Raw genomic sequence first — 18,715 nt, forward strand, 5'->3', positions numbered from 1 at the left:
ATGATTACACAGGAATGTAAACGATGTCTTTAGGGATTATGTAAACTATGTTATCAGGTTGTACCCTCACCCTAGCCCTCTCCCAAAGGGAGAGGGGACTTTTTTGTTATTATTATAGATTTAATTTTTTCCTCAATCTGCCCCCTCTCCCTTTGGGAGAGGGTTGGGGTGAGGGTAAAAATAAATTAGATTTCAGACAAACACATCATTCCTCCCCTACGCACCATCTAAATGGGGCCCCGTCTAAACCGCCTGAGTGTTTTGGTATTTTTAGCTAAATTTTGCCTGTCTGAGCGTAGCGAGTAAAGAAAAAGTAAGTCGCCCATCGGGCGAAACCCGCTCTCAATAAACCTTAAATTATCAATAAAACCACCACACTTCCCCCCAAACAATAAATTTTTATTCAAATTCAACATTTCATATTGCATACTTATGCAAAAATAAGTAATATATTTTCACTCAACCAATAAAGAGAATATCCACCAATGACCATTAGTGTTCAAAATCTCAATTTTTTCTACGGCTCAAGCCAAGCACTGTTCGACATAAACCTCAGTGCAGAAGATGGCGATACCGTGGTATTACTCGGCCCCAGTGGGGCGGGTAAAAGTACGTTAATTCGTACCTTGAATTTATTAGAAGCCCCAACATCGGGGCAATTAAGTATTGCCAATAATCAATTTGATTTATCCCAAAAAAGCGATCCAAAACAAATTTTACAATTACGTAAAAATGTCGGCATGGTGTTCCAACAATATAATTTATGGCCACACTTTACGGTATTAGAAAATTTAATCGAAGCCCCAATGAAGATCTTGGGGTTAGACAAGGAAACGGCAAAAAGCCAAGCACTCGAATTATTAACACGTTTACGTTTAGCAGAACATGCGGATCGCTTTCCATTACAGCTTTCAGGCGGTCAGCAACAACGTGTGGCCATTGCTCGGGCGTTGATGATGAAACCGCAAGTGTTGCTGTTTGATGAACCAACGGCAGCACTGGATCCTGAAATCACGGCTCAAATCGTGTCGATTATTCAGGAATTACAGGAAACAGGGATTACCCAAGTGATCGTCACCCACGAAGTGGCCATGGCTCGTAAAGTCGCCACCAAAGTGGTGTATATGGAACAAGGGCATATTGTGGAAATGGGCGACGCCAGTTGCTTTGAACATCCACAAACAGAACAGTTTAAACAGTATCTCTCTCACTAACTTTTATATTAATCACAAGGACATAACATTATGAAAAAATTACTTTTAACGGCAATTCTCGCTGGCACCGCATTTGCTGCACAAGCACAAGATATTAGTTTCGCCATGGAAGCGAGCTATCCTCCTTTTGAAATGACCAATGAAAAAGGTGAAATTATTGGTTTGGATGTGGATGTGGCCAATGCCATTTGTAAAGAAATTCAAGCCAACTGTACTTTCCAAAATCAAGCCTTTGATGCTCTAATTCAAGGGTTAAAACAAAAACGTTTTGATGCGGCGATTTCGGCTATTGATATTACGGAAGCTCGTGCTAAACAAGTGTTATTCAGTGATGCTTACTTTGCCAGTGCGGCGACCTTTATTGCCAAAAAAGGCGTGGATTTTAACACCATTAAAACAGTGGGCGTACAAAATGGTTCGACTTTCCAAAGCTATATTGTGAAAGAAACCCAATATACCCCGAAACCTTATGCCTCTTTGCAAGAAGCGGTATTAGACATTAAAAATGGTCGTATTGATGCGATCTTCGGCGATATGCCAGTGTTGTTAGATATGATTAACAACAACGAGGGCTTGGCCTTTTCTGGTGAAAAAGTGGAAAATTCAAGCTACTTCGGTAATGGCTTAGGCATTGCGGTGAATTTGAAAAACAAAGACTTAGTCGATCAACTCAACAAAGGTCTTGCTGCCGTGAAAGCCAGTGGCGAATATCAAAAAATCTATGATAAATGGATGACGGCGAAATAATGTTTTTCGATTACTTGCCCTTAATGTACGCCGCAACCCTAATGACCTTAGGGTTAGCGGTGTGTTCGCTGATTGTGGGGTTATTTTTTTCGCTGATTTTCACCGCACTTGAAATGAATAAAGCCAGTTGTGTGCGAAAACCCACCGCTGTATTCGTTAGTTTGTTGCGTGGGCTACCCGAAATTATTGTGGTCTTGCTGATTTATTTCGGCTCAACGGAATTAGTCGAGAAAATCACCGGTGAATATGTAGAATTTAGTGCCTTTAGTTGCGGTGTGTTAGCCCTTTCTCTGATTTTTGCCGCTTATGCCTCGCAATCCTTGCGTGGGGCTATTCAGGCGATTCCAGTGGGGCAATGGGAAAGTGGGGCCGCACTGGGGTTAAGCCGGCCTTATACCTTTATTCGCTTGGTGTTACCGCAAGTTTGGCGACATGCTTTACCGGGGTTAAGCAACCAATGGCTTGTGCTGTTAAAAGATACCGCCTTGGTGTCGTTAATTGGTGTCAGTGATTTAATGCGTCAGGCGGAATTAATTAATACTCGCACCCATCAGCCGTTTACATGGTATGCACTCGCTGGGTTAATTTATTTAGCAATTACCTTGATTAGCCAAGTGTTTATTCGCAAACTGGAAGTGCGTTTTACCCAATTTGAACGAGGGGTGAGATAATGTGGCAAGATTATTTATCGGTGATTGTACAAGGGATCCCAACCAGTTTGTTATTAACCGCCGTGTCGTTGACGATTGCTTTTTTATTGGCCGTGGTGCTGACATTTTTGCTTTCCTTGGGGAATAAATGGGTAAAAAGTGCGGTGAATTTTTACTTAGTTTTATTCACTGGCACACCATTATTGGTACAATTTTTTCTGATTTATTCGGGACCGGGGCAATTTCAATGGATTGTGGATAGCCCGTTATGGTTGTGTTTATCTGACGCTTGGTTTTGTGCCATGTTAACCTTGGCATTAAACAGTGCCGCCTATTCAACTCAACTGTTTCATGGTGCGGTGAAAGCGATTTCCAAAGGCCAATGGGAAAGCTGTTCTGCCTTGGGGTTAAGCCGTTGGCAAACGCTGAAAATTTTGGTACCTTATGGCTTAAAACGAGCTTTACCGTCTTATACTAATGAGATTATTTTAGTCTTTAAAGGGACATCACTGGCGTCCACGATTACGATTATGGATATTATGGGGTATGCGAAACAGTTGTATGGCACGGAATATGATGCGATTACCATTTATGGGTTGGCGGGGTTGATTTATCTTGTGATTACGGGGATTGCGACTTATTTTTTACGCCGTTTGGAAAGACGAGTGTTGCGGTTTGAGCGGTTGGAAGTGACAAAAGCGTAAATATTTTTTGTTGTTTTGTCATGATTTTGGCTGTTTATTAAGATCGGATTTCGCCGATGGCGACTTACTTTTTCTTTACTCGCTACGCTCGCCCTTCGGGCCGTTGGCATAGCCAACGTTCAAAATCCTTTGGATTTTGTGCTCGTGCAAAGCAAAAGTAAGCAAAAAGAAAGGTAACCCCGATTTTTCCTTGTTTCCTGAAAAGGATTCAATTTGCTTAACGGAAAAGTTGTAAACTCGCTACGCTCAGACAGTACAACTTTCCCTACAAATTAAATCCTTTTCAGGCGGCAAAGACGGGGACTTGCAGGGGCGGATCTCTGTATCCGCCCTTGTAACAATCCCCTCCCCCTTTGGGAGAGGGCTAGGGTGAGGGTAAAAAATGTTTCAAACAAATTGGCTTTGGTTCGCTATCGGTTCTGCTTTTTTCGCAGGATTAACGGCTATTTTCGGCAAGCTCGGTGTAGAGGGCATGAATAGCAATTTGGCGACGTTCATCCGTACTATCGTCATTTTCTTTGTAGTAGCTGGCATTATCACCATGCGAAACGAATGGCAACTGCCCCAACATATTGCGGCTCGTCCGTTCACCTTTCTTATTCTATCGGGTATTGCCACTGGGCTTTCATGGCTTTGTTATTATCGAGCCTTACAACTTGCCCCCGCCTCTTGGGTGGCACCTATTGATAAACTCAGCGTGGTAATTGCGATTATTTTAGGCATTGTGGTGCTTGGTGAACCCTTTAGCCTGAAACTTTTAATGGGATCGATTTTGATTTTATCTGGGGTATTAGTCTTAGCTTTGTAATAAAAGCAGCTCGGCTAAATCCGTTATTTCCACCGTTGGCAATAACGTTGCATCACTAAACTGAGTAATCCCTTTGCCCGATAAATTCAACCACGTTGCCTGACAGCCTGCTTGAATTGCCCCTTTTACGTCTGTATCCAAATTATCCCCCACGTGCAAAATCTCGCTCGGTTTTATACCGAAATGTTGAGCCGTTTGCTGAAATAACTCGGGTTCGGGTTTCGCTCGTCCTTGTACGCCAGCGGTTAAAACCAGATCAAATTGATTTAACCTAATGCGTTCAGGCACCACATTGCCGTTAGTAATGACAACCAAAGGAACCTGTTGTTTCAGTTGATTGAGAACATCAAGGCTTTGTTGTGACACATCAATTTGATGTCGCCAATGGAGAAAATGTGCAATACAATCTTGCGAAATTCGCTCAATTTCCACCGCACTTTTACCGTATTTTTGCAGTAACCTATGGATCGTTTTAATTCGCCATTGGGTCACATTTTCACAAAAAATGGGATCTTGTTGGAAAATCTGTTTTTTACAGTCAAACCACATTTCATTGCTAAATTCCGCAATTTGGCTGGCATTTCGCAGAAATTCAATACATTTTTGTTCAGCCTGATGAATCACTGGCACATTATCATAAAGCGTATCGTCAAGATCAAAACTGATCACTTTAAATGGGGTCAAAGTGCGGTAAAAAATCATGCTATTTTCCTATTTTCTTTTGGCTCGAGGATGTGCTTGATCATACACATCAGCTAAATGTTTAAAATCCAAATGGGTGTAAATTTGCGTGGTGGCTAAATTGCTATGCCCAAGTAATTCTTGCACCGCACGTAGATCGGAGCTGGCCTCCAACATGTGAGTGGCAAAAGAATGGCGTAGTTTGTGCGGATTTAAATGTGCGTTTAGTCCTTGCCGAATTCCCCAAATTTCCATGCGTTTTTGAATGGAGCGGTGCGACATGCGATTGCCGAGCGAACTCACAAACAAGGCATCGTCTTTCGGGTTAAATAATAACCGCACTTTGAGCCAATCTTGAATGGCGGTTGACGCATGACGACCAAAGGGCAAAATGCGTTCTTTGTTGCCTTTCCCCAACACTCGCACTTCTCGAGTGCGTAAATTCAAACTGCTTAAATCCAAACCTTGCAATTCCGATAAACGTAAGCCCGAACTGTACATCAATTCCAACATTGCCCGATCTCGCACATCAATGGGTTCTTTACTTTGATTATTCAACAGTTTAGCCACTTGCTCATTATCAATATTTTTCGGCAAATGCTTGCCTTGTTTCGGGGCAGAAATGCCGACCGCAGGATTGACTTTAAGTTGTTCTTGCACCACTAAATAACTTAAAAATTGACGCAAAGCGGAAAGACGGAGAGCGAGGCTTTTTTCATGTAAGCCTGCTTTTTTGCTACTGGCTAACACAAATCGCACCACACTTGGGGTGACCTGTTGCCATGTTTGAATGCCTTGTTCATTGAGCAACGTCAACACGGCAGTTAATTGCCGTTGGTAATTTTCCAAAGTATGCGGGCTAAGTTGGCGTTCAATCCGCAAAAAATCATAGTATTTTTGTAGCCATTGTTCCATTATTCTTTCTCACAAGCGAACAGCCAACGGTGTAAATGCAATTCCACGATATTGACTAAATGGGACAAAAAGGCGGTATCTTGCCCATTGTAAAAATGTTGTGTATCTCGTGCCGAAAACAGCAAAATGCCGTTGGCTTGATGTTGATTCGGTTTCACGCCCAATAAACAGCACGCCACCGATCCCACTGGCAATTCGTCTAGGAAAAACAGCAAGGATTTTTCCCGATTGCTTAATTCGCCCAAATAAAAACGGCGTAACCCAAAGCGTTCAAGGCGGATCCATTCAAAGCCTTTACGATCCAACCAATAATTTTCGCCGATCTGCTCCCCTTGCCATTTATCCCTAAATAACAATAACTTAACCTGTTGCAAATCAAATTTTTTCGCCCATTGATTTAGCACCTCCACCCCTTGTTCAAGGGTTTCCGTACAGGCTAATTTTTTCTGTAACGGCATTAAAGCAAAGAAAATATCCTGTTCTTGATGGGCTAAATTTTGAAAAATCGCCAACTCCGCTTGCAAAGTTTTAATCTGTTCACGCTGGCGTTCTAATTGCATTTCCACTAAGGACAGCGACCCTTTTTGAGCGTGGGGAATAACCAGATTGTCTAATAAATCCAAATGTTGGGCAAAAAAGTGCGGTGTTTTTTGCAGAAAGTTGACCACTTGTTGTTCCAATTCATTTTCGTTCACAACGGTATTCCTTAAGGTTTCAGCCCAAAATGCGATAGCAATAAAGATACATCATTCAACCATTATTGACAATCCCAATATCCACATCAAATAACCTAATTTTAATTTTTAAAAAAATTCCAATTGTGCAAAAAAAAAACGATTGTAGAATATTGTTTGTTCAATAGAACAAATTACTTAAATTTACATTTTCACATAATAGGAGTTAAAAATGGCAGGTGAATATTTTAAAGATGGTTATATTTTCGACTCTCGTCATACACGTTTAGGACGAATTAATGGGGATTATGTTGAAGATTCTCGCTTTTCTCGACTAGGGCGAATTAATGGTAACTATATTGAAGATGCTCGTTTTTCACGACTAGGGCGAGTTGATGGTCAATATGTACAAAATTCACGCTATTCTAATATTGGCAAAGTTTCAGATTTTACCATTAAAGGCATTGAGCGAGAAAAAGATGCAATGATTGCCGCCGTTTATCATTTTCTAATTAAAAAAATTTTCTAACCCTAACACGTCAATGTGTTGCACCTTTTAGCACATTGGCGTGTTTTTTAAGGATATATTAAAATGCCCAAGCAAGACGATTTTTTAAGCACCATCAATGCGTTAGTTGATGAAAGTACATTAATGACACATCGTTACTATTCTTTTGATTTTTGTTATGCCCATTTTCACCCAAGCAATACCACATCACGTCATGATGTAAAATTAGGCTGCTATATTTTATGGGGCTATTTATCCAGTTGGGGCATGTTGCGAGCCAGTTTTTTATTGCAAAAAAATCCACTTTATTTAAAAGAGTTGGTGGACTTTATTCTTAAACAAGATAACGCACTTTGGGATACAGAAATTAAACCCGAGAATTTTGAGCGTATTTTGCAACTATATAAAGAGGTGAAAAAACGGATTATTGAAAATAATGAACGTGATATTGTGTTAGTCACCAAAATCTTATTAGGCGTATTTGCCATTGCGCCTGCTTACGACTTTTATTTCAGTCAAACGTTCAAAAAACTTGCCAAAACTTATTCAGACAAAAATTGTAGTTTTGGCGCATTTAATCAACATTCTTTAGAAATTATCTATCAATTTTCCCTTGAACATCAGGAAGAAATTCAAGCCTTGAAAACAAAATTAAAGGTCAAGGATTTTGCAGGCACACAAACACCTTTGACTTATAGCACGGCTAAAATTGTTGATATGTATGGATTTTACCATTCATTTAAAGATAAATTAACCCCCAACAATAAGGAACATCATCATGAATAAGGTGAATGAAAAAATTGCTTCTTTCGTCTATGGAAAGGTATTTAATCAATTTATTTTGTTGATTATTATCATCAATGCCGTTGTTTTAGGCCTAGATACTAATCCTAAATTCAGTGCCATATTTTCCGATTTAATCTATTGGAGCAATGAAATTTGTTTGGGCATATTTACCGTTGAGCTTATTCTCAAACTCTATGTTAGCAAACTCAAATTTTTCAAAAATGGCTGGAATCTCTTTGATTTTCTGATTGTATCCGCCTCGTTATTTGCTGAATCTAGCATTCTTTCCGTATTCCGTATTTTCCGTTTATTGAGAGTGTTACGGATTATTTCCGTCGTACCCAAAATGCAACGTATTTCTACGGCATTGATTAATAGCATTAAACCCATGCTCGGCGTCGCCGTTTTATTAGGCATTGTTTACTATGTCTATGCGGTTTTAATTACCAATTTATACGGTGCTGATTTTCCAGAATGGTTTGGTTCATTTAGTGAAACTTGCTATACCCTATTCCAAATTATGACTTTTGAAAGTTGGTCAATGGGAATTGTACGCCCGATTATGGAAAAAGACCCTAATGCTTGGGCGGTATTTATTAGTTTTATTATTATTGCCACCTATGTGGTTTTAAATTTAGTGATTGGTATTATCGTTGATTCCCTGAATGAAATTAAATCTGACAACAGTGAAGAACAATTACATCATCAGATTCACAATTTAGAAAAACAACTTGCTGAAATCAAAGCATTGTTACTTAAGCAAAAATAAGTAGAGAACAAACAATAAAATGCGTGATGGGGTTAATTTCATCACGCATTTTTTACTTGGCAAAATTCAGAAAAAACGTCCCCTAAAGTTTAATCACGCCATCATAAATATGGGTTGCCGATCCTGTCATATACAGTGGCTGTCCCTCCCCTTGCCATTCAATTTGCAAACTGCCACCGGGTAAATCCACTTGCACATTGTTATCTAGCAAGCCTTGCATTATGCCGACAGCCGCTGCGGCACAAGCCCCACTGCCACAAGCCTGCGTTTCGCCAGCTCCCCGTTCATACACTCGCAATTTAATGTGTTGGCGATTCACCACTTGCATAAAGCCCACATTCACTCGTTCGGGAAAACGTTCGTGATTCTCGAGCAAGGGGCCGAGTTGTTCAACATTAGCGGTTTGTACATCGTCCACTTGCACCACGCAGTGCGGATTGCCCATAGATACGGCACCGGCAAACACGGTTTGAATATCGGTTCGCAGGATATAATTTTTCTCAAATTTATTGGCAATAAACGGAATTTTTGCAGGTTGCCAAATAGGTTCGCCCATATTGACTCGCACATTTTCATCGTCCAATACGGACAGAATCATTTTGCCTTTTGCCGTGCTGACCGCAATGTCTTTTTTATTGGTTAATCCCTTGAGCGTAACAAAACGAGCAAAACATCTTGCCCCATTGCCACATTGCGATACTTCGCTCCCATCGGCGTTGAAAATGCGATAATGAAAATCCAATTCTGGATCGTAAGGTGGCTCCACGATTAATAACTGATCAAAGCCAATCCCCCGATGGCGGTCGGCGAGTTTTTTAATCAATTCTTCGGGAAAATACGCATTTTGCGTGACCGCATCTACCACCACAAAATCATTACCCAAGCCGTGCATTTTTGAAAACTGCATTGTTTTCGTCCTTAAAATTCGTTTATGTTGTTAGGCATTATAATGGGCAATGGGCGTTGAGTAAATCTCGGTACTTGTTTTTAGTAGAAAGGCGATAAAAATCACAATTTAATTTAACATAATCCTTGAAATTGCCAAAATTGGGAGCATATTGATCTTGACAGTAACAACAACCTAATTTTAAGGAAATGCTATGAATATTGAAAAATTTACCACTAAATTCCAACAAGCCCTTGCCGATGCACAATCTTTGGCGTTGGGTAAAGATAATCAGTTTATTGAACCTGTGCATTTATTGACTGCACTGTTAAATCAGCAAGACGGTTCTATCGCGCCGATTTTAACTGCATCTGGGGTGAATTTGAGTTTATTACGCAATGAATTAAATAATGAACTCAATAAGTTACCTCGAGTATCAGGTAATGGCGGAGATGTGCAGATTTCTCGGCAGTTGGTGAATATCTTAAATCTTTGCGACAAAATCGCTCAACAGCAACAAGACAAATTTATTTCATCTGAAATTTTCTTGTTAGCCGCATTAGAAGATAACGGCAGCTTGAGCCAGATTTTACGCAAGTGCGGTGCAAAAAAAGAGAGTTTACAACAGGCGATTAAACAAATTCGTGGGGGGCAGAAAGTGGACGATCAAAATGCAGAAGAAAGCCGTCAAGCATTGCAAAAATACACCATTGATTTAACCGAACGGGCAGAGTCAGGCAAGCTCGATCCTGTGATTGGGCGTGATGAAGAAATTCGCCGTGCTATTCAGGTGTTGCAACGCCGTACCAAAAACAACCCAGTGTTAATTGGTGAACCAGGGGTGGGGAAAACTGCCATTGTGGAAGGCTTGGCACAACGCATTGTCAACGGCGAAGTGCCTGAGGGTTTGAAAAATAAACGGGTTTTGTCGCTCGATATGGGGGCGTTGATCGCCGGGGCGAAATACCGCGGTGAATTTGAAGAGCGTTTAAAAGCCGTGCTTAAAGAGTTGGCTGCCGAAGAAGGGCGAGTGATTTTATTTATTGATGAAATTCATACCATGGTCGGGGCTGGCAAAACAGACGGGGCGATGGACGCTGGCAATTTGCTCAAACCGTCCTTGGCTCGGGGTGAATTGCATTGCGTGGGGGCGACTACGTTGGACGAATATCGTCAATATATTGAAAAAGATGCTGCTTTGGAACGCCGTTTCCAAAAAGTGTTTGTGGACGAGCCGACTGTTGAAGATACCATTGCAATTTTGCGTGGTTTGAAAGAGCGTTATGAGTTGCATCACCACGTACAGATTACTGACCCTGCCATTGTGGCAGCGGCAACGCTTTCCCATCGTTATATATCGGATCGTCAGTTGCCTGACAAAGCCATTGATTTAATTGATGAAGCGGCAAGTTCCATTCGCATGGAAATTGATTCTAAACCGCAACCATTGGATAGACTCGATCGCCGTATTATCCAATTAAAATTGGAACAACAGGCGTTGAAAAAAGAAGAAGACGATGCCAGCCGTAAACGCTTGGCAACCTTGGAAACGGAATTAGCAGAAAAAGAACGGGAATATGCGGAGCTGGAAGAAGTCTGGAAAAGCGAAAAAGCCGCCCTTTCTGGCACACAACATATTAAAGCAGAGTTAGAAAATGCTCGTACCCAAATGGAGCAAGCTCGCCGTGCTGGCGATTTGAATAAAATGTCCGAATTGCAATATGGCGTGATCCCAAGCCTTGAAAAACAATTGAAAGATGCCGAATTGTCCGAAGGCAAAGAAATGACCTTGTTGCGTAATCGGGTCACAGACGAAGAAATTGCTGAAGTGCTTTCTCGTGCCACAGGGATTCCTGTTTCTCGCATGATGGAGGGCGAAAAAGAAAAATTGTTGCGAATGGAAGACGAGTTGCATAAACGGGTGATCGGGCAAGGTGAAGCGGTGGAAGCCGTGGCGAACGCCATTCGCCGTAGCCGAGCAGGGCTTTCTGACCCTAATCGTCCGATTGGCTCATTCTTGTTCCTAGGTCCAACTGGGGTGGGTAAAACTGAGCTTTGCAAGACCTTGGCGAACTTCTTATTTGATGATGAAGATGCGATGGTGCGGATCGATATGTCCGAATTTATGGAAAAACACAGCGTATCGCGTTTGGTTGGGGCTCCCCCTGGATACGTTGGCTATGAAGAAGGCGGTTATTTAACCGAAGCCGTTCGCCGCCGTCCGTATTCCGTCATTTTATTAGACGAAGTGGAAAAAGCACACCACGATGTGTTTAACATTTTATTGCAAGTATTGGACGATGGACGATTAACCGATGGACAAGGTCGTACTGTGGATTTCCGTAATACGGTGGTGATTATGACCTCTAATCTTGGTTCAGATTTAATTCAAGAGAACAAAGATTTGGGTTATGACGGCATGAAAGAAATTGTGATGTCCGTAGTGGGTTCACACTTCCGCCCTGAATTTATCAACCGTATTGATGAAACCGTGGTGTTCCATCCTCTTGCCAGAGAAAACATTAAAGCCATTGCTCAAATTCAATTAGTACGCTTAACTAAACGTATGGCTTATCACGGCTATCAATTACAATTTAGTGATGCCTTGTTAGATTTCATTGGTGAAGTGGGTTACGATCCAATTTATGGGGCAAGACCATTGAAACGGGCGATTCAACAAGAAATCGAAAATCCATTGGCACAACAAATCTTGTCGGGTAAATTGTTGCCTGATCAGGTGATTACGGTGGATTATGTGAATGGTCAAGTGGTGGCTGCTCAGTAAATGAAAAATCAAATGGTTGAAATTTGAAATGAAAGGCTTATAATTAGAAAAGGTCGTAGGCAGGTAGCGAACCTGCCTACTTCCTAGCCGTTTAGGCTAGTTTAGTGATCACATCAATCAGTATCTCTAGAATCGCTAAAACTTTGATACTGATTGCCACTGCTAGCAAGAAAACTAGCATTAGGATCAGAACGATTTCTGATGCTTTCACATAAATCACCTCCTTAGTGCTATATTGCTAAGGCGGTTCTTGGTAACAAATAGGGCAAAGTGCTATTGGCGTAGCACTTTGCTTGCCCCATAGCACGAAAGGAATTATACACAAACCCCTGTCTATATGTCTAGGGGTTTGTTATTTTCTTCTCATAATATCTTGTTATTTTCTTGAAAATAAAAAATATTCTTTATCTCATTGGATGAATTTGCTACAATTCGCCATTCAATTGAAATTAATTATCAATTAGTTTTTTATTATTTAGACAAGGAAAGTGGCTATGCCAGCATTATTTGATTTTTTAAAAAGTTACAGTGATTTTATTATCATCGGATTACTCTGCTTAATGAGCTTTGTTATGGTTTGGTTTGTGATTGAACGTTATATTTTCCTGAGCAAAATCAAAGTCAGCAGTTACAGCAATATTCATGCTTTAGATATCGATCTTAATCGTCATTTAACCATTATTTCTACCATTGGGGCCAACGCACCTTATATTGGTTTATTAGGGACAGTAATTGGTATTTTATTAACTTTCTATGACTTAGGTAATTCCGCTGGGGATATTGATGCGGCCGCCATTATGTTACATCTTTCTTTAGCCTTAAAAGCCACTGCTATCGGTATTTTAGTGGCGATTCCGTCCATGGTATTTTACAGTGCGTTAGGACGCAAAGTGGAAGTCAGCCGTTTAAAATGGAAAGCATTAAATAGCTCAAAACATATTGAACAATAATGACGGAGTTATGGTTAAATGAAAAAATTTGATGAAATTAACATTATTCCGTTCATTGATATTATGCTGGTCTTGCTGGCGATTGTATTGATTACTGCGTCTTTTATTTCACAAGGGAAAATTCAGGTTAACGTGCCTAAAGCCTCACAAACCGTGGCTTTTAAGTCTGATGATTTGGCCAAATTATTAACCGTCACAGAACAGGGTGAAATCTTTTTTAACGATAAGCCCATTACACAAGAGGCCTTAGAACAAGAAGTGGCCAGTTGGGATAAAACCCAAAAAGTGACGTTAAAAGTAGATGCCAATGCGGTATTCCAAGATTTTGTGTCGATTACCGATTTAATGGCCAAAAATCAAATCACCAATGTCGCCATTGTGACCATGAAAGACAAAGGCAAGTAAGATGAAAAAAGATTCATTACTGGGTTTTGTCGGTTCATTTTGCGTTCACGGTGGATTAGTGGCGGCGGTACTCTCTCTTGTGGTGAATCAAGATACGGCCAACAATCAAGTGGCTGGCGTGTTAGATACCAGTATCTCCATGCAAATGATGATGGCCACGACGGTTGAGGAACCCGTGCCGGAACCCGAAGTGGAACCGCAAAAAGAACCCGAGCCGGAAAAAGTGGAGATTGTTGCGGATCCAACATTAAAACCAAAACCAGAAAAGCCGAAAGAACCAGAGAAGAAAAAAGAAAAGCCAAAGGAAAAACCGAAAGAGAAACCTAAGGAAAAACCGAAAGAAAAACCCAAAGAACCCGTAAATAAAGTAATTGCTAAACCTGATCCTAATGCCGTAAAAGCAGACGCTGTCAGGGAGGGAAATGCGGCGGTAAACTCACAAGCGACGTCAACTTCCAATAAAGCAACAACCAACAACCCAAATTTAGCGGGAAGTGGTAACAATACGTCAGAAATTAGTGCTTATCAAAGTGCTTTAAGACGTGAAATTGAACGCCATAAAAAATATTCTCAACGTGCGAAAATGATGAGAAAGCAAGGCGTGGTGGTGATTGTGTTTAATCTGGCTGCAGACGGTTCCATTAGTGGTGCCAGAGTATCAAAATCATCTGGATCGGAAGATTTAGATAATTCTGCCTTGCAAGCAGTACAAAGTGCCAGATCCATTGGCCCTCGTCCTGCAGGCATGGGAAGTTCGGTTAGCGTGCCAGTACAATTTAAAATTCAATAGTCTATCATCTTAAAAGGCTGAATTCAGGTAAATTGAATTCAGCTTTTTTGTTGGGGTAAATATGATAACATAACCCCGATTAAATCAATTATTTTATGGGTATTTCACCATGTTCAAGAAAATACAAAATATCATCAATAAACCTTTCCGCCTTAGCATCAATCAGTCGAATCAAGTGCGGTTAAAAAATAGCAATTTTTCGGTTATCTCGAGTAATTGCAACGGTGCCTTAATTTTGCATGATCTTCATCAGCCCTTTAATTCGCCGTTCGTTAATCTTTATCTGGAACCTGATGATTTTATTCGTTATTTAAGCAATATTGAATACTATAACAATCAGGAATTAACCTTTGTAAAAAGCGAAAAACATTATCCTATCGGACAATTAGCAGATATTAAAATTCACTTTATGCACTATGCGACGGAGCAACAAGCCAAACAAAAATGGCAACAGCGTTCACAGCGGATAAATTGGGATAACCTGTTTATTATGATGACCGATCGTGATGGTTGCACTTATCAGCATTTGCAACAATTTGACGCACTCCCCTTTGCTAACAAAGTGGTATTTACCCACAAACCTTATCCAGAATTGAAATCTGCTTTTTATATCAAAGGATTTGAGCAACAAGGACAAGTCGGCGATCTGTTTGATTATGTGGGATGGAATGGTAAAAAATATTACGATCAGTTTGATTACGTGACTTGGTTTAATCAACAAGAAAGTGCATAACCATGCACTTTTGCTACAACTCTCGCCGGCCTAAAAAGGAGTGAGTTAATGTGGTGCCATCGACCATTTCCAACTCCCCCCCCACTGGAATACCATGTGCAATACGGCTCGCTTTAATGCCCTGTTGTTGGCAGATTTCAGCAATATAATTGGCCGTCGCATCTCCCTCAATGGTGGGGTTGGTGGCTAAAATCACTTCATTAAATTGTTCAGACTGCAAACGTTGTTGTAATAAATCTAACCCAATTTCTCGTGGGCCAATACCGTCCAAGGGAGATAAATGCCCCATTAACACAAAATAACGCCCTGAAAATTGCCCTGTTTGTTCAATGGCTTGAATATCTGCAGGCATTTCCACGACACAAAGCAAACCTGAATGTTGACGACGTGGGTTGTCGCAAATATTGCAAATTTCTTCTTCTGTAAAAGTACGACAATGAGTGCAATGCCCAATTTTTGACATGGCATCCGTTAAAGCTCGAGCCAAATTCATGCCACCACTACGATCACGTTGCAATAAATGATAAGCCATACGTTGAGCAGACTTTGGCCCGACGCCTGGCAAACAACGTAAATGTTCCACTAAATTTTCCAGTAGCGGACTACTTTGCATAGAAATTCCTTAGAAATACACCGCACTTTTAAAAAAGTACGATAAAAACGCCTCTCCCTCTGGGAGAGGTTGGGTGAGGGTTAGAACGGCATTTTAAAGCCAGCAGGTAAATTCATCCCTGCGGTTAAGCCTGCCATTTTTTCTTTTTGCAATTCTTCTGCACGACGAACCGCATCATTGAACGCTGCAGCAATTAAATCTTCCAACATTTCCTTGTCATCTTCCATTAAACTTGGATCGATTTCAATACGGCGACAATTATGTGCGCCATTGACAGTAATTTTCACTAGCCCTGCGCCAGATTCACCTGTCACTTCCAGTTGAGCCACTTCTTCTTGCATTTTTTGCATACGTTCTTGCATTTGTTGAGCTTGTTTCATCAAGCCACCAAGGCCGCCTTTTCCTAACATCTGTTGTTCCTTATTTATTGATAAAAAGTGAGCGTATTTTAGCGTATCAACCGACTTTCTACAAGCGAACCGCAAAAGTAAACCACATTTTACTTATGGTAACGTTACAGCTAATTCACTGTTGCCATGGCTAAAAATTCATCAAAAAAAGTGGGGAATGTTTTCGCCGTGCATTTTGGATCTAAAATAGTCACTTCCGTATTCGACAACGCAATCAAGGCAAAACACATGGCCATGCGGTGATCGTTGTAGGTTTCAATTTCAGCATGTTTAAATTGCACCAAAGCTAACGGCTGAATGCGAATAAAATCATCCCCCTCTTCTACGGTTGCCCCAACCTTTCTCAGTTCTGTTGCCATTGCGGTTAAACGGTCAGTTTCTTTCACTCGCCAGTTGTAAATATTGTGAATACAGGTTTCCCCTTTGGCAAAAAGTGCGGTAGTCGCAATGGTCATGGCCGCATCAGGAATATGGTTCATATCCATATCAATCCCCACTAAATCGCCTTGTTCCGCTTGAATAAAATCCTCACCCCAAGTGATTTTTGCCCCCATTTTTTCCAATACATCCGCAAATAAACGGTCGCCTTGAATGCTGTTTTTCCCTACACCGGTGACTTTCACTTTGCCTTTAATCGCCCCTGCGGCTAAAAAATAAGATGCAGACGACGCATCCCCCTCCACTAAAAAATGGCGTGGCGATTGATATTGCTGATTGCCTTTCACAATAAAACGTTGATATTGTTGATTTTCTACGTTGACACCAAAAATCTGCATCATATTTAAGGTAATATCAATATAAGGTTTAGACACTAACTCGCCGATAATTTCAATTTCCATGTCATCTGTTGCTAGCGGTGCAGCCATTAACAGTGCGGTTAAAAATTGCGAAGAAACCGAGCCATCAATCTTGACCTTTCCGCCTTTTAGACCCGTATTACGAATAGCAATGGGTGGATAGCCATCTTGTTCTAAATATTGAATATCTGCCCCCGCTTGCAATAATGCCTCCACTAAATGCTTAATCGGGCGTTCTTTCATGCGTGGTTCGCCAGTGAGCACAATCTCACTTGATGTCGCATTTGGACTGGCTAAACAAAGTGCTGCCGCAAGCGGTCGCATTGCCGTGCCTGCATTGCCTAAAAATAAGGCTAGCCCACTTTGCCATTGAAATGCACCGCCTAAACCTTGCACTTCACAAACGGATTTATCTTCGGATAATTGATAATTTACGCCTAATTGTTTCAGGGCATTCAACATATGGCGAACATCATCACTGTCTAATAAATTCGTGACTTTGGTCGTGCCGTTGGCTAAAGCAGCCAATAATAAGGCACGGTTAGATAGGCTTTTGGAACCGGGTAAATTGATGGTGCCTTCAATATGAGCAATAGGGTTTAGAGTGATTTTTTCCATTTTTATACCTATAAAATACAGCCTCTCCCTTTGGGAGAGGACGGAGAAAATTGCGTAGAAATTTTCGGGAGGTGTGGGTTGTTTACCCTCACCCTAGCCCTCTCCCAGAGGGAGAGGGGATTTATTTAGTTTATCGTTAATACTTTCTCAACTGCGGTGAAAAACCGTTGGTTTTCTTCCGGCAAACCAATGCTCACTCGCAAATGATTTGGCATACCATAACCTGCGATTGGGCGAACAATCACGCCCTCATGCAATAAGGCTTGATAAATTGGTGCCGCTGGTTGTTTAAAATCAATGGTAATAAAATTGCCTTTAGACGGAATATAATCCAAACCATGCTGTTGGCAAAAAGTTTCGTAACGTTGCATTTCTAAACGGTTATTTTCCGCCACCTGTTGCACAAAAACATCATCTTTTAACACCGCAATGGCTGCCGCTTGTGCCAAACTGTTGACATTAAATGGCTGACGTACACGATTAAACAAATCGGCAATTTCTGGATTAGACACCGCATAACCGATACGCAACCCTGCTAAACCATAGGCTTTTGATAGCGTGCGAGAAATCACTAAATTCGGGTATTTTTTCAACAATCCAAAAGAATCCACTCGTTCATGTTCTGCAGTAAATTCAGTGTAAGCCTCGTCTAACACCACAATAATGCGTTCAGGTATTTGACGTAAAAAATCGTCAATTTCAGTTTCAGTTAAAAAATTCCCTGTTGGATTATTCGGATTAGCAATATAAATTAATTTGGTTTTGTCATTTATCGCCGCTAAAAAACCGTCTAAATCATGTCCCCAATTTTTCGCCGGAATTTCACGAGCCACGGCATTAATGGCTTTGGTAATCAACGGATAAACAATAAACGCATATTGCGAATAAATAATTTCATCTTGTTCCGTAGCAAAGGTATGAGCCACTAATTCAATAAAATCATTGGAGCCGTTAGCCAAGGTAATTTGCTCTGGCTGCACCGCAAATTTTTCCGCAATACAATGCTTTAACGCAAAGCCATTACTGTCGGGATAACGAGTGAGTTCATCAAGTTGGTTAATAATCGCTTGTTTGGCACTTTCCGGAAAACCAAAAGGATTTTCATTGGATGCTAGTTTAATAATATTGGTAATGCCCAATTCTCGTTCTAATTCTTCAATGGGTTTGCCTGCTTGATAAGGAGACAGGGATTGCACCCCTTGATTGGCTAAAGGTAAAAATTTCATAAAAATTGACCGCAGTTTAAGTTAAAAATAGGGCGAATGAACGCCC

General features: G+C 40.9%; 21 protein-coding genes. 13 read left to right on the forward strand and 8 right to left on the reverse strand.

Features of this window, described 5'->3' with window-relative positions:
• Nucleotides 1–485 precede the first annotated feature (485 nt).
• The 5 genes from artP (at nt 486) to ACTG7X_RS06165 (ending at nt 4,123) form a co-directional block, all read left to right on the forward strand.
• The gene (gene artP / locus ACTG7X_RS06145; RefSeq protein WP_439257656.1) at nt 486–1,214 is read left to right on the forward strand and encodes an arginine ABC transporter ATP-binding protein ArtP; all 729 of its coding nucleotides are present in this window, start codon (nt 486–488) and stop codon (nt 1,212–1,214) included.
• 30 nt (nt 1,215–1,244) lie between these two features.
• A complete protein-coding gene (locus ACTG7X_RS06150; protein WP_439257657.1) occupies nt 1,245–1,961 on the forward strand; it encodes a transporter substrate-binding domain-containing protein in 717 nt (238 codons plus the stop codon).
• A complete protein-coding gene (artQ, locus tag ACTG7X_RS06155) occupies nt 1,961–2,632 on the forward strand; it encodes an arginine ABC transporter permease ArtQ (protein WP_439242184.1) in 672 nt (223 codons plus the stop codon). Before ACTG7X_RS06150 ends, artQ begins: the two co-directional genes overlap by 1 nt.
• Nucleotides 2,632–3,315 (forward strand): arginine ABC transporter permease ArtM, encoded by a 684-nt coding sequence (artM, locus tag ACTG7X_RS06160; protein ID WP_439257658.1) that lies wholly within the window; start codon nt 2,632–2,634, stop codon nt 3,313–3,315. The genes artQ and artM overlap by 1 nt, the downstream gene beginning before the upstream one ends.
• A 382-nt stretch (nt 3,316–3,697) precedes the next feature.
• Nucleotides 3,698–4,123 carry an EamA family transporter gene (locus ACTG7X_RS06165; protein WP_439242187.1) on the forward strand — a complete coding sequence of 142 codons (426 nt, stop codon included), beginning with the start codon at nt 3,698–3,700 and terminating at the stop codon, nt 4,121–4,123.
• Here ACTG7X_RS06165 and ACTG7X_RS06170 read toward each other — a convergent pair.
• The 3 genes from ACTG7X_RS06170 to ACTG7X_RS06180 are packed head-to-tail and all read right to left on the reverse strand — an operon-like array spanning nt 4,112 to nt 6,414.
• Entirely contained in the window at nt 4,112–4,825 is a 714-nt protein-coding gene (locus ACTG7X_RS06170; protein ID WP_439257659.1) for an HAD-IA family hydrolase, read from the reverse strand. The genes ACTG7X_RS06165 and ACTG7X_RS06170 overlap by 12 nt on opposite strands.
• A gap of 9 nt (nt 4,826–4,834) precedes the next feature.
• Nucleotides 4,835–5,719 (reverse strand): tyrosine recombinase XerC, encoded by an 885-nt coding sequence (gene xerC, locus ACTG7X_RS06175; protein ID WP_439257660.1) that lies wholly within the window; start codon nt 5,717–5,719, stop codon nt 4,835–4,837.
• Nucleotides 5,719–6,414 (reverse strand): DUF484 family protein, encoded by a 696-nt coding sequence (locus ACTG7X_RS06180; RefSeq protein ID WP_439257661.1) that lies wholly within the window; start codon nt 6,412–6,414, stop codon nt 5,719–5,721. Before ACTG7X_RS06180 ends, xerC begins: the two co-directional genes overlap by 1 nt.
• Before the next feature lie 211 nt (nt 6,415–6,625).
• On the opposite strand from ACTG7X_RS06180, the gene ACTG7X_RS06185 reads away from it, so the two are divergent.
• From ACTG7X_RS06185 to ACTG7X_RS06195, 3 genes are all read left to right on the forward strand, one after another.
• Complete coding sequence (locus ACTG7X_RS06185) at nt 6,626–6,922, forward strand: 5-fold beta-flower protein (RefSeq protein ID WP_439242195.1); 297 nt, start codon at nt 6,626–6,628, stop codon at nt 6,920–6,922.
• 63 nt (nt 6,923–6,985) lie between these two features.
• Nucleotides 6,986–7,687, forward strand: a complete 702-nt coding sequence (locus ACTG7X_RS06190) for a hypothetical protein (RefSeq protein ID WP_439257662.1) — start codon at nt 6,986–6,988, stop codon at nt 7,685–7,687.
• Entirely contained in the window at nt 7,680–8,456 is a 777-nt protein-coding gene (locus tag ACTG7X_RS06195; protein ID WP_439242199.1) for an ion transporter, read from the forward strand. The genes ACTG7X_RS06190 and ACTG7X_RS06195 overlap by 8 nt, the downstream gene beginning before the upstream one ends.
• A gap of 82 nt (nt 8,457–8,538) precedes the next feature.
• Here the strand turns inward: ACTG7X_RS06195 and dapF are convergent, their stop codons facing one another.
• Nucleotides 8,539–9,363 (reverse strand): diaminopimelate epimerase, encoded by an 825-nt coding sequence (gene dapF / locus ACTG7X_RS06200; RefSeq protein ID WP_439257663.1) that lies wholly within the window; start codon nt 9,361–9,363, stop codon nt 8,539–8,541.
• A 193-nt stretch (nt 9,364–9,556) separates the two neighbouring features.
• Between dapF and clpB the strand changes: the two genes are divergently transcribed.
• From clpB to ACTG7X_RS06225, 5 genes are all read left to right on the forward strand, one after another.
• On the forward strand, nt 9,557–12,127 hold the full coding sequence (gene clpB / locus ACTG7X_RS06205; RefSeq protein WP_439257664.1) for an ATP-dependent chaperone ClpB: 2,571 nt from the start codon (nt 9,557–9,559) through the stop codon (nt 12,125–12,127).
• Between the two features lie 494 nt (nt 12,128–12,621).
• Nucleotides 12,622–13,077, forward strand: a complete 456-nt coding sequence (gene exbB, locus ACTG7X_RS06210) for a TonB-system energizer ExbB (RefSeq protein ID WP_439242205.1) — start codon at nt 12,622–12,624, stop codon at nt 13,075–13,077.
• Nucleotides 13,078–13,095: 18 nt separating this feature from the next.
• Nucleotides 13,096–13,482, forward strand: a complete 387-nt coding sequence (gene exbD, locus ACTG7X_RS06215; RefSeq protein ID WP_439242207.1) for a TonB system transport protein ExbD — start codon at nt 13,096–13,098, stop codon at nt 13,480–13,482.
• 1 nt (nt 13,483) lies between these two features.
• Nucleotides 13,484–14,272: a cell envelope integrity protein TolA gene (locus ACTG7X_RS06220; protein ID WP_439257665.1), complete on the forward strand. Its 789-nt coding sequence runs from the start codon at nt 13,484–13,486 to the stop codon at nt 14,270–14,272.
• A gap of 109 nt (nt 14,273–14,381) precedes the next feature.
• Entirely contained in the window at nt 14,382–15,005 is a 624-nt protein-coding gene (locus ACTG7X_RS06225; protein WP_439257666.1) for a DUF1919 domain-containing protein, read from the forward strand.
• 13 nt (nt 15,006–15,018) lie between these two features.
• Here the strand turns inward: ACTG7X_RS06225 and recR are convergent, their stop codons facing one another.
• From recR to hisC, 4 genes are all read right to left on the reverse strand, one after another.
• The gene (recR, locus tag ACTG7X_RS06230; RefSeq protein ID WP_439257667.1) at nt 15,019–15,618 is read right to left on the reverse strand and encodes a recombination mediator RecR; all 600 of its coding nucleotides are present in this window, start codon (nt 15,616–15,618) and stop codon (nt 15,019–15,021) included.
• Nucleotides 15,619–15,698: 80 nt separating this feature from the next.
• The gene (locus ACTG7X_RS06235) at nt 15,699–16,028 is read right to left on the reverse strand and encodes a YbaB/EbfC family nucleoid-associated protein (protein WP_439242215.1); all 330 of its coding nucleotides are present in this window, start codon (nt 16,026–16,028) and stop codon (nt 15,699–15,701) included.
• Between the two features lie 110 nt (nt 16,029–16,138).
• Nucleotides 16,139–17,443 carry a 3-phosphoshikimate 1-carboxyvinyltransferase gene (gene aroA, locus ACTG7X_RS06240; protein ID WP_439257668.1) on the reverse strand — a complete coding sequence of 435 codons (1,305 nt, stop codon included), beginning with the start codon at nt 17,441–17,443 and terminating at the stop codon, nt 16,139–16,141.
• A 125-nt stretch (nt 17,444–17,568) separates the two neighbouring features.
• Nucleotides 17,569–18,669: a histidinol-phosphate transaminase gene (gene hisC, locus ACTG7X_RS06245; RefSeq protein WP_439257669.1), complete on the reverse strand. Its 1,101-nt coding sequence runs from the start codon at nt 18,667–18,669 to the stop codon at nt 17,569–17,571.
• Nucleotides 18,670–18,715: the final 46 nt, after the last annotated feature.

The sequence above is a fragment of the Lonepinella sp. BR2271 genome (genome assembly GCF_051851515.1).
In the GTDB taxonomy this organism is placed as follows: Bacteria; Pseudomonadota; Gammaproteobacteria; order Enterobacterales; family Pasteurellaceae; genus Lonepinella.

What these genes read in the sequence shown, in the direction of transcription:
- artP (WP_439257656.1), top strand. Translation starts at nt 486, where the DNA reads ATGACCATTAGTGTTCAAAATCTCAATTTTTTCTACGGCTCAAGCCAA.
- ACTG7X_RS06150 (WP_439257657.1), top strand. Translation starts at nt 1,245, where the DNA reads ATGAAAAAATTACTTTTAACGGCAATTCTCGCTGGCACCGCATTTGCT.
- artQ (WP_439242184.1), top strand. Translation starts at nt 1,961, where the DNA reads ATGTTTTTCGATTACTTGCCCTTAATGTACGCCGCAACCCTAATGACC.
- artM (WP_439257658.1), top strand. Translation starts at nt 2,632, where the DNA reads ATGTGGCAAGATTATTTATCGGTGATTGTACAAGGGATCCCAACCAGT.
- ACTG7X_RS06165 (WP_439242187.1), top strand. Translation starts at nt 3,698, where the DNA reads ATGTTTCAAACAAATTGGCTTTGGTTCGCTATCGGTTCTGCTTTTTTC.
- ACTG7X_RS06170 (WP_439257659.1), bottom strand. Translation starts at nt 4,825, where the DNA reads ATGATTTTTTACCGCACTTTGACCCCATTTAAAGTGATCAGTTTTGAT.
- xerC (WP_439257660.1), bottom strand. Translation starts at nt 5,719, where the DNA reads ATGGAACAATGGCTACAAAAATACTATGATTTTTTGCGGATTGAACGC.
- ACTG7X_RS06185 (WP_439242195.1), top strand. Translation starts at nt 6,626, where the DNA reads ATGGCAGGTGAATATTTTAAAGATGGTTATATTTTCGACTCTCGTCAT.
- ACTG7X_RS06190 (WP_439257662.1), top strand. Translation starts at nt 6,986, where the DNA reads ATGCCCAAGCAAGACGATTTTTTAAGCACCATCAATGCGTTAGTTGAT.
- ACTG7X_RS06195 (WP_439242199.1), top strand. Translation starts at nt 7,680, where the DNA reads ATGAATAAGGTGAATGAAAAAATTGCTTCTTTCGTCTATGGAAAGGTA.
- dapF (WP_439257663.1), bottom strand. Translation starts at nt 9,363, where the DNA reads ATGCAGTTTTCAAAAATGCACGGCTTGGGTAATGATTTTGTGGTGGTA.
- clpB (WP_439257664.1), top strand. Translation starts at nt 9,557, where the DNA reads ATGAATATTGAAAAATTTACCACTAAATTCCAACAAGCCCTTGCCGAT.
- exbB (WP_439242205.1), top strand. Translation starts at nt 12,622, where the DNA reads ATGCCAGCATTATTTGATTTTTTAAAAAGTTACAGTGATTTTATTATC.
- exbD (WP_439242207.1), top strand. Translation starts at nt 13,096, where the DNA reads ATGAAAAAATTTGATGAAATTAACATTATTCCGTTCATTGATATTATG.
- ACTG7X_RS06220 (WP_439257665.1), top strand. Translation starts at nt 13,484, where the DNA reads ATGAAAAAAGATTCATTACTGGGTTTTGTCGGTTCATTTTGCGTTCAC.
- ACTG7X_RS06225 (WP_439257666.1), top strand. Translation starts at nt 14,382, where the DNA reads ATGTTCAAGAAAATACAAAATATCATCAATAAACCTTTCCGCCTTAGC.
- recR (WP_439257667.1), bottom strand. Translation starts at nt 15,618, where the DNA reads ATGCAAAGTAGTCCGCTACTGGAAAATTTAGTGGAACATTTACGTTGT.
- ACTG7X_RS06235 (WP_439242215.1), bottom strand. Translation starts at nt 16,028, where the DNA reads ATGTTAGGAAAAGGCGGCCTTGGTGGCTTGATGAAACAAGCTCAACAA.
- aroA (WP_439257668.1), bottom strand. Translation starts at nt 17,443, where the DNA reads ATGGAAAAAATCACTCTAAACCCTATTGCTCATATTGAAGGCACCATC.
- hisC (WP_439257669.1), bottom strand. Translation starts at nt 18,669, where the DNA reads ATGAAATTTTTACCTTTAGCCAATCAAGGGGTGCAATCCCTGTCTCCT.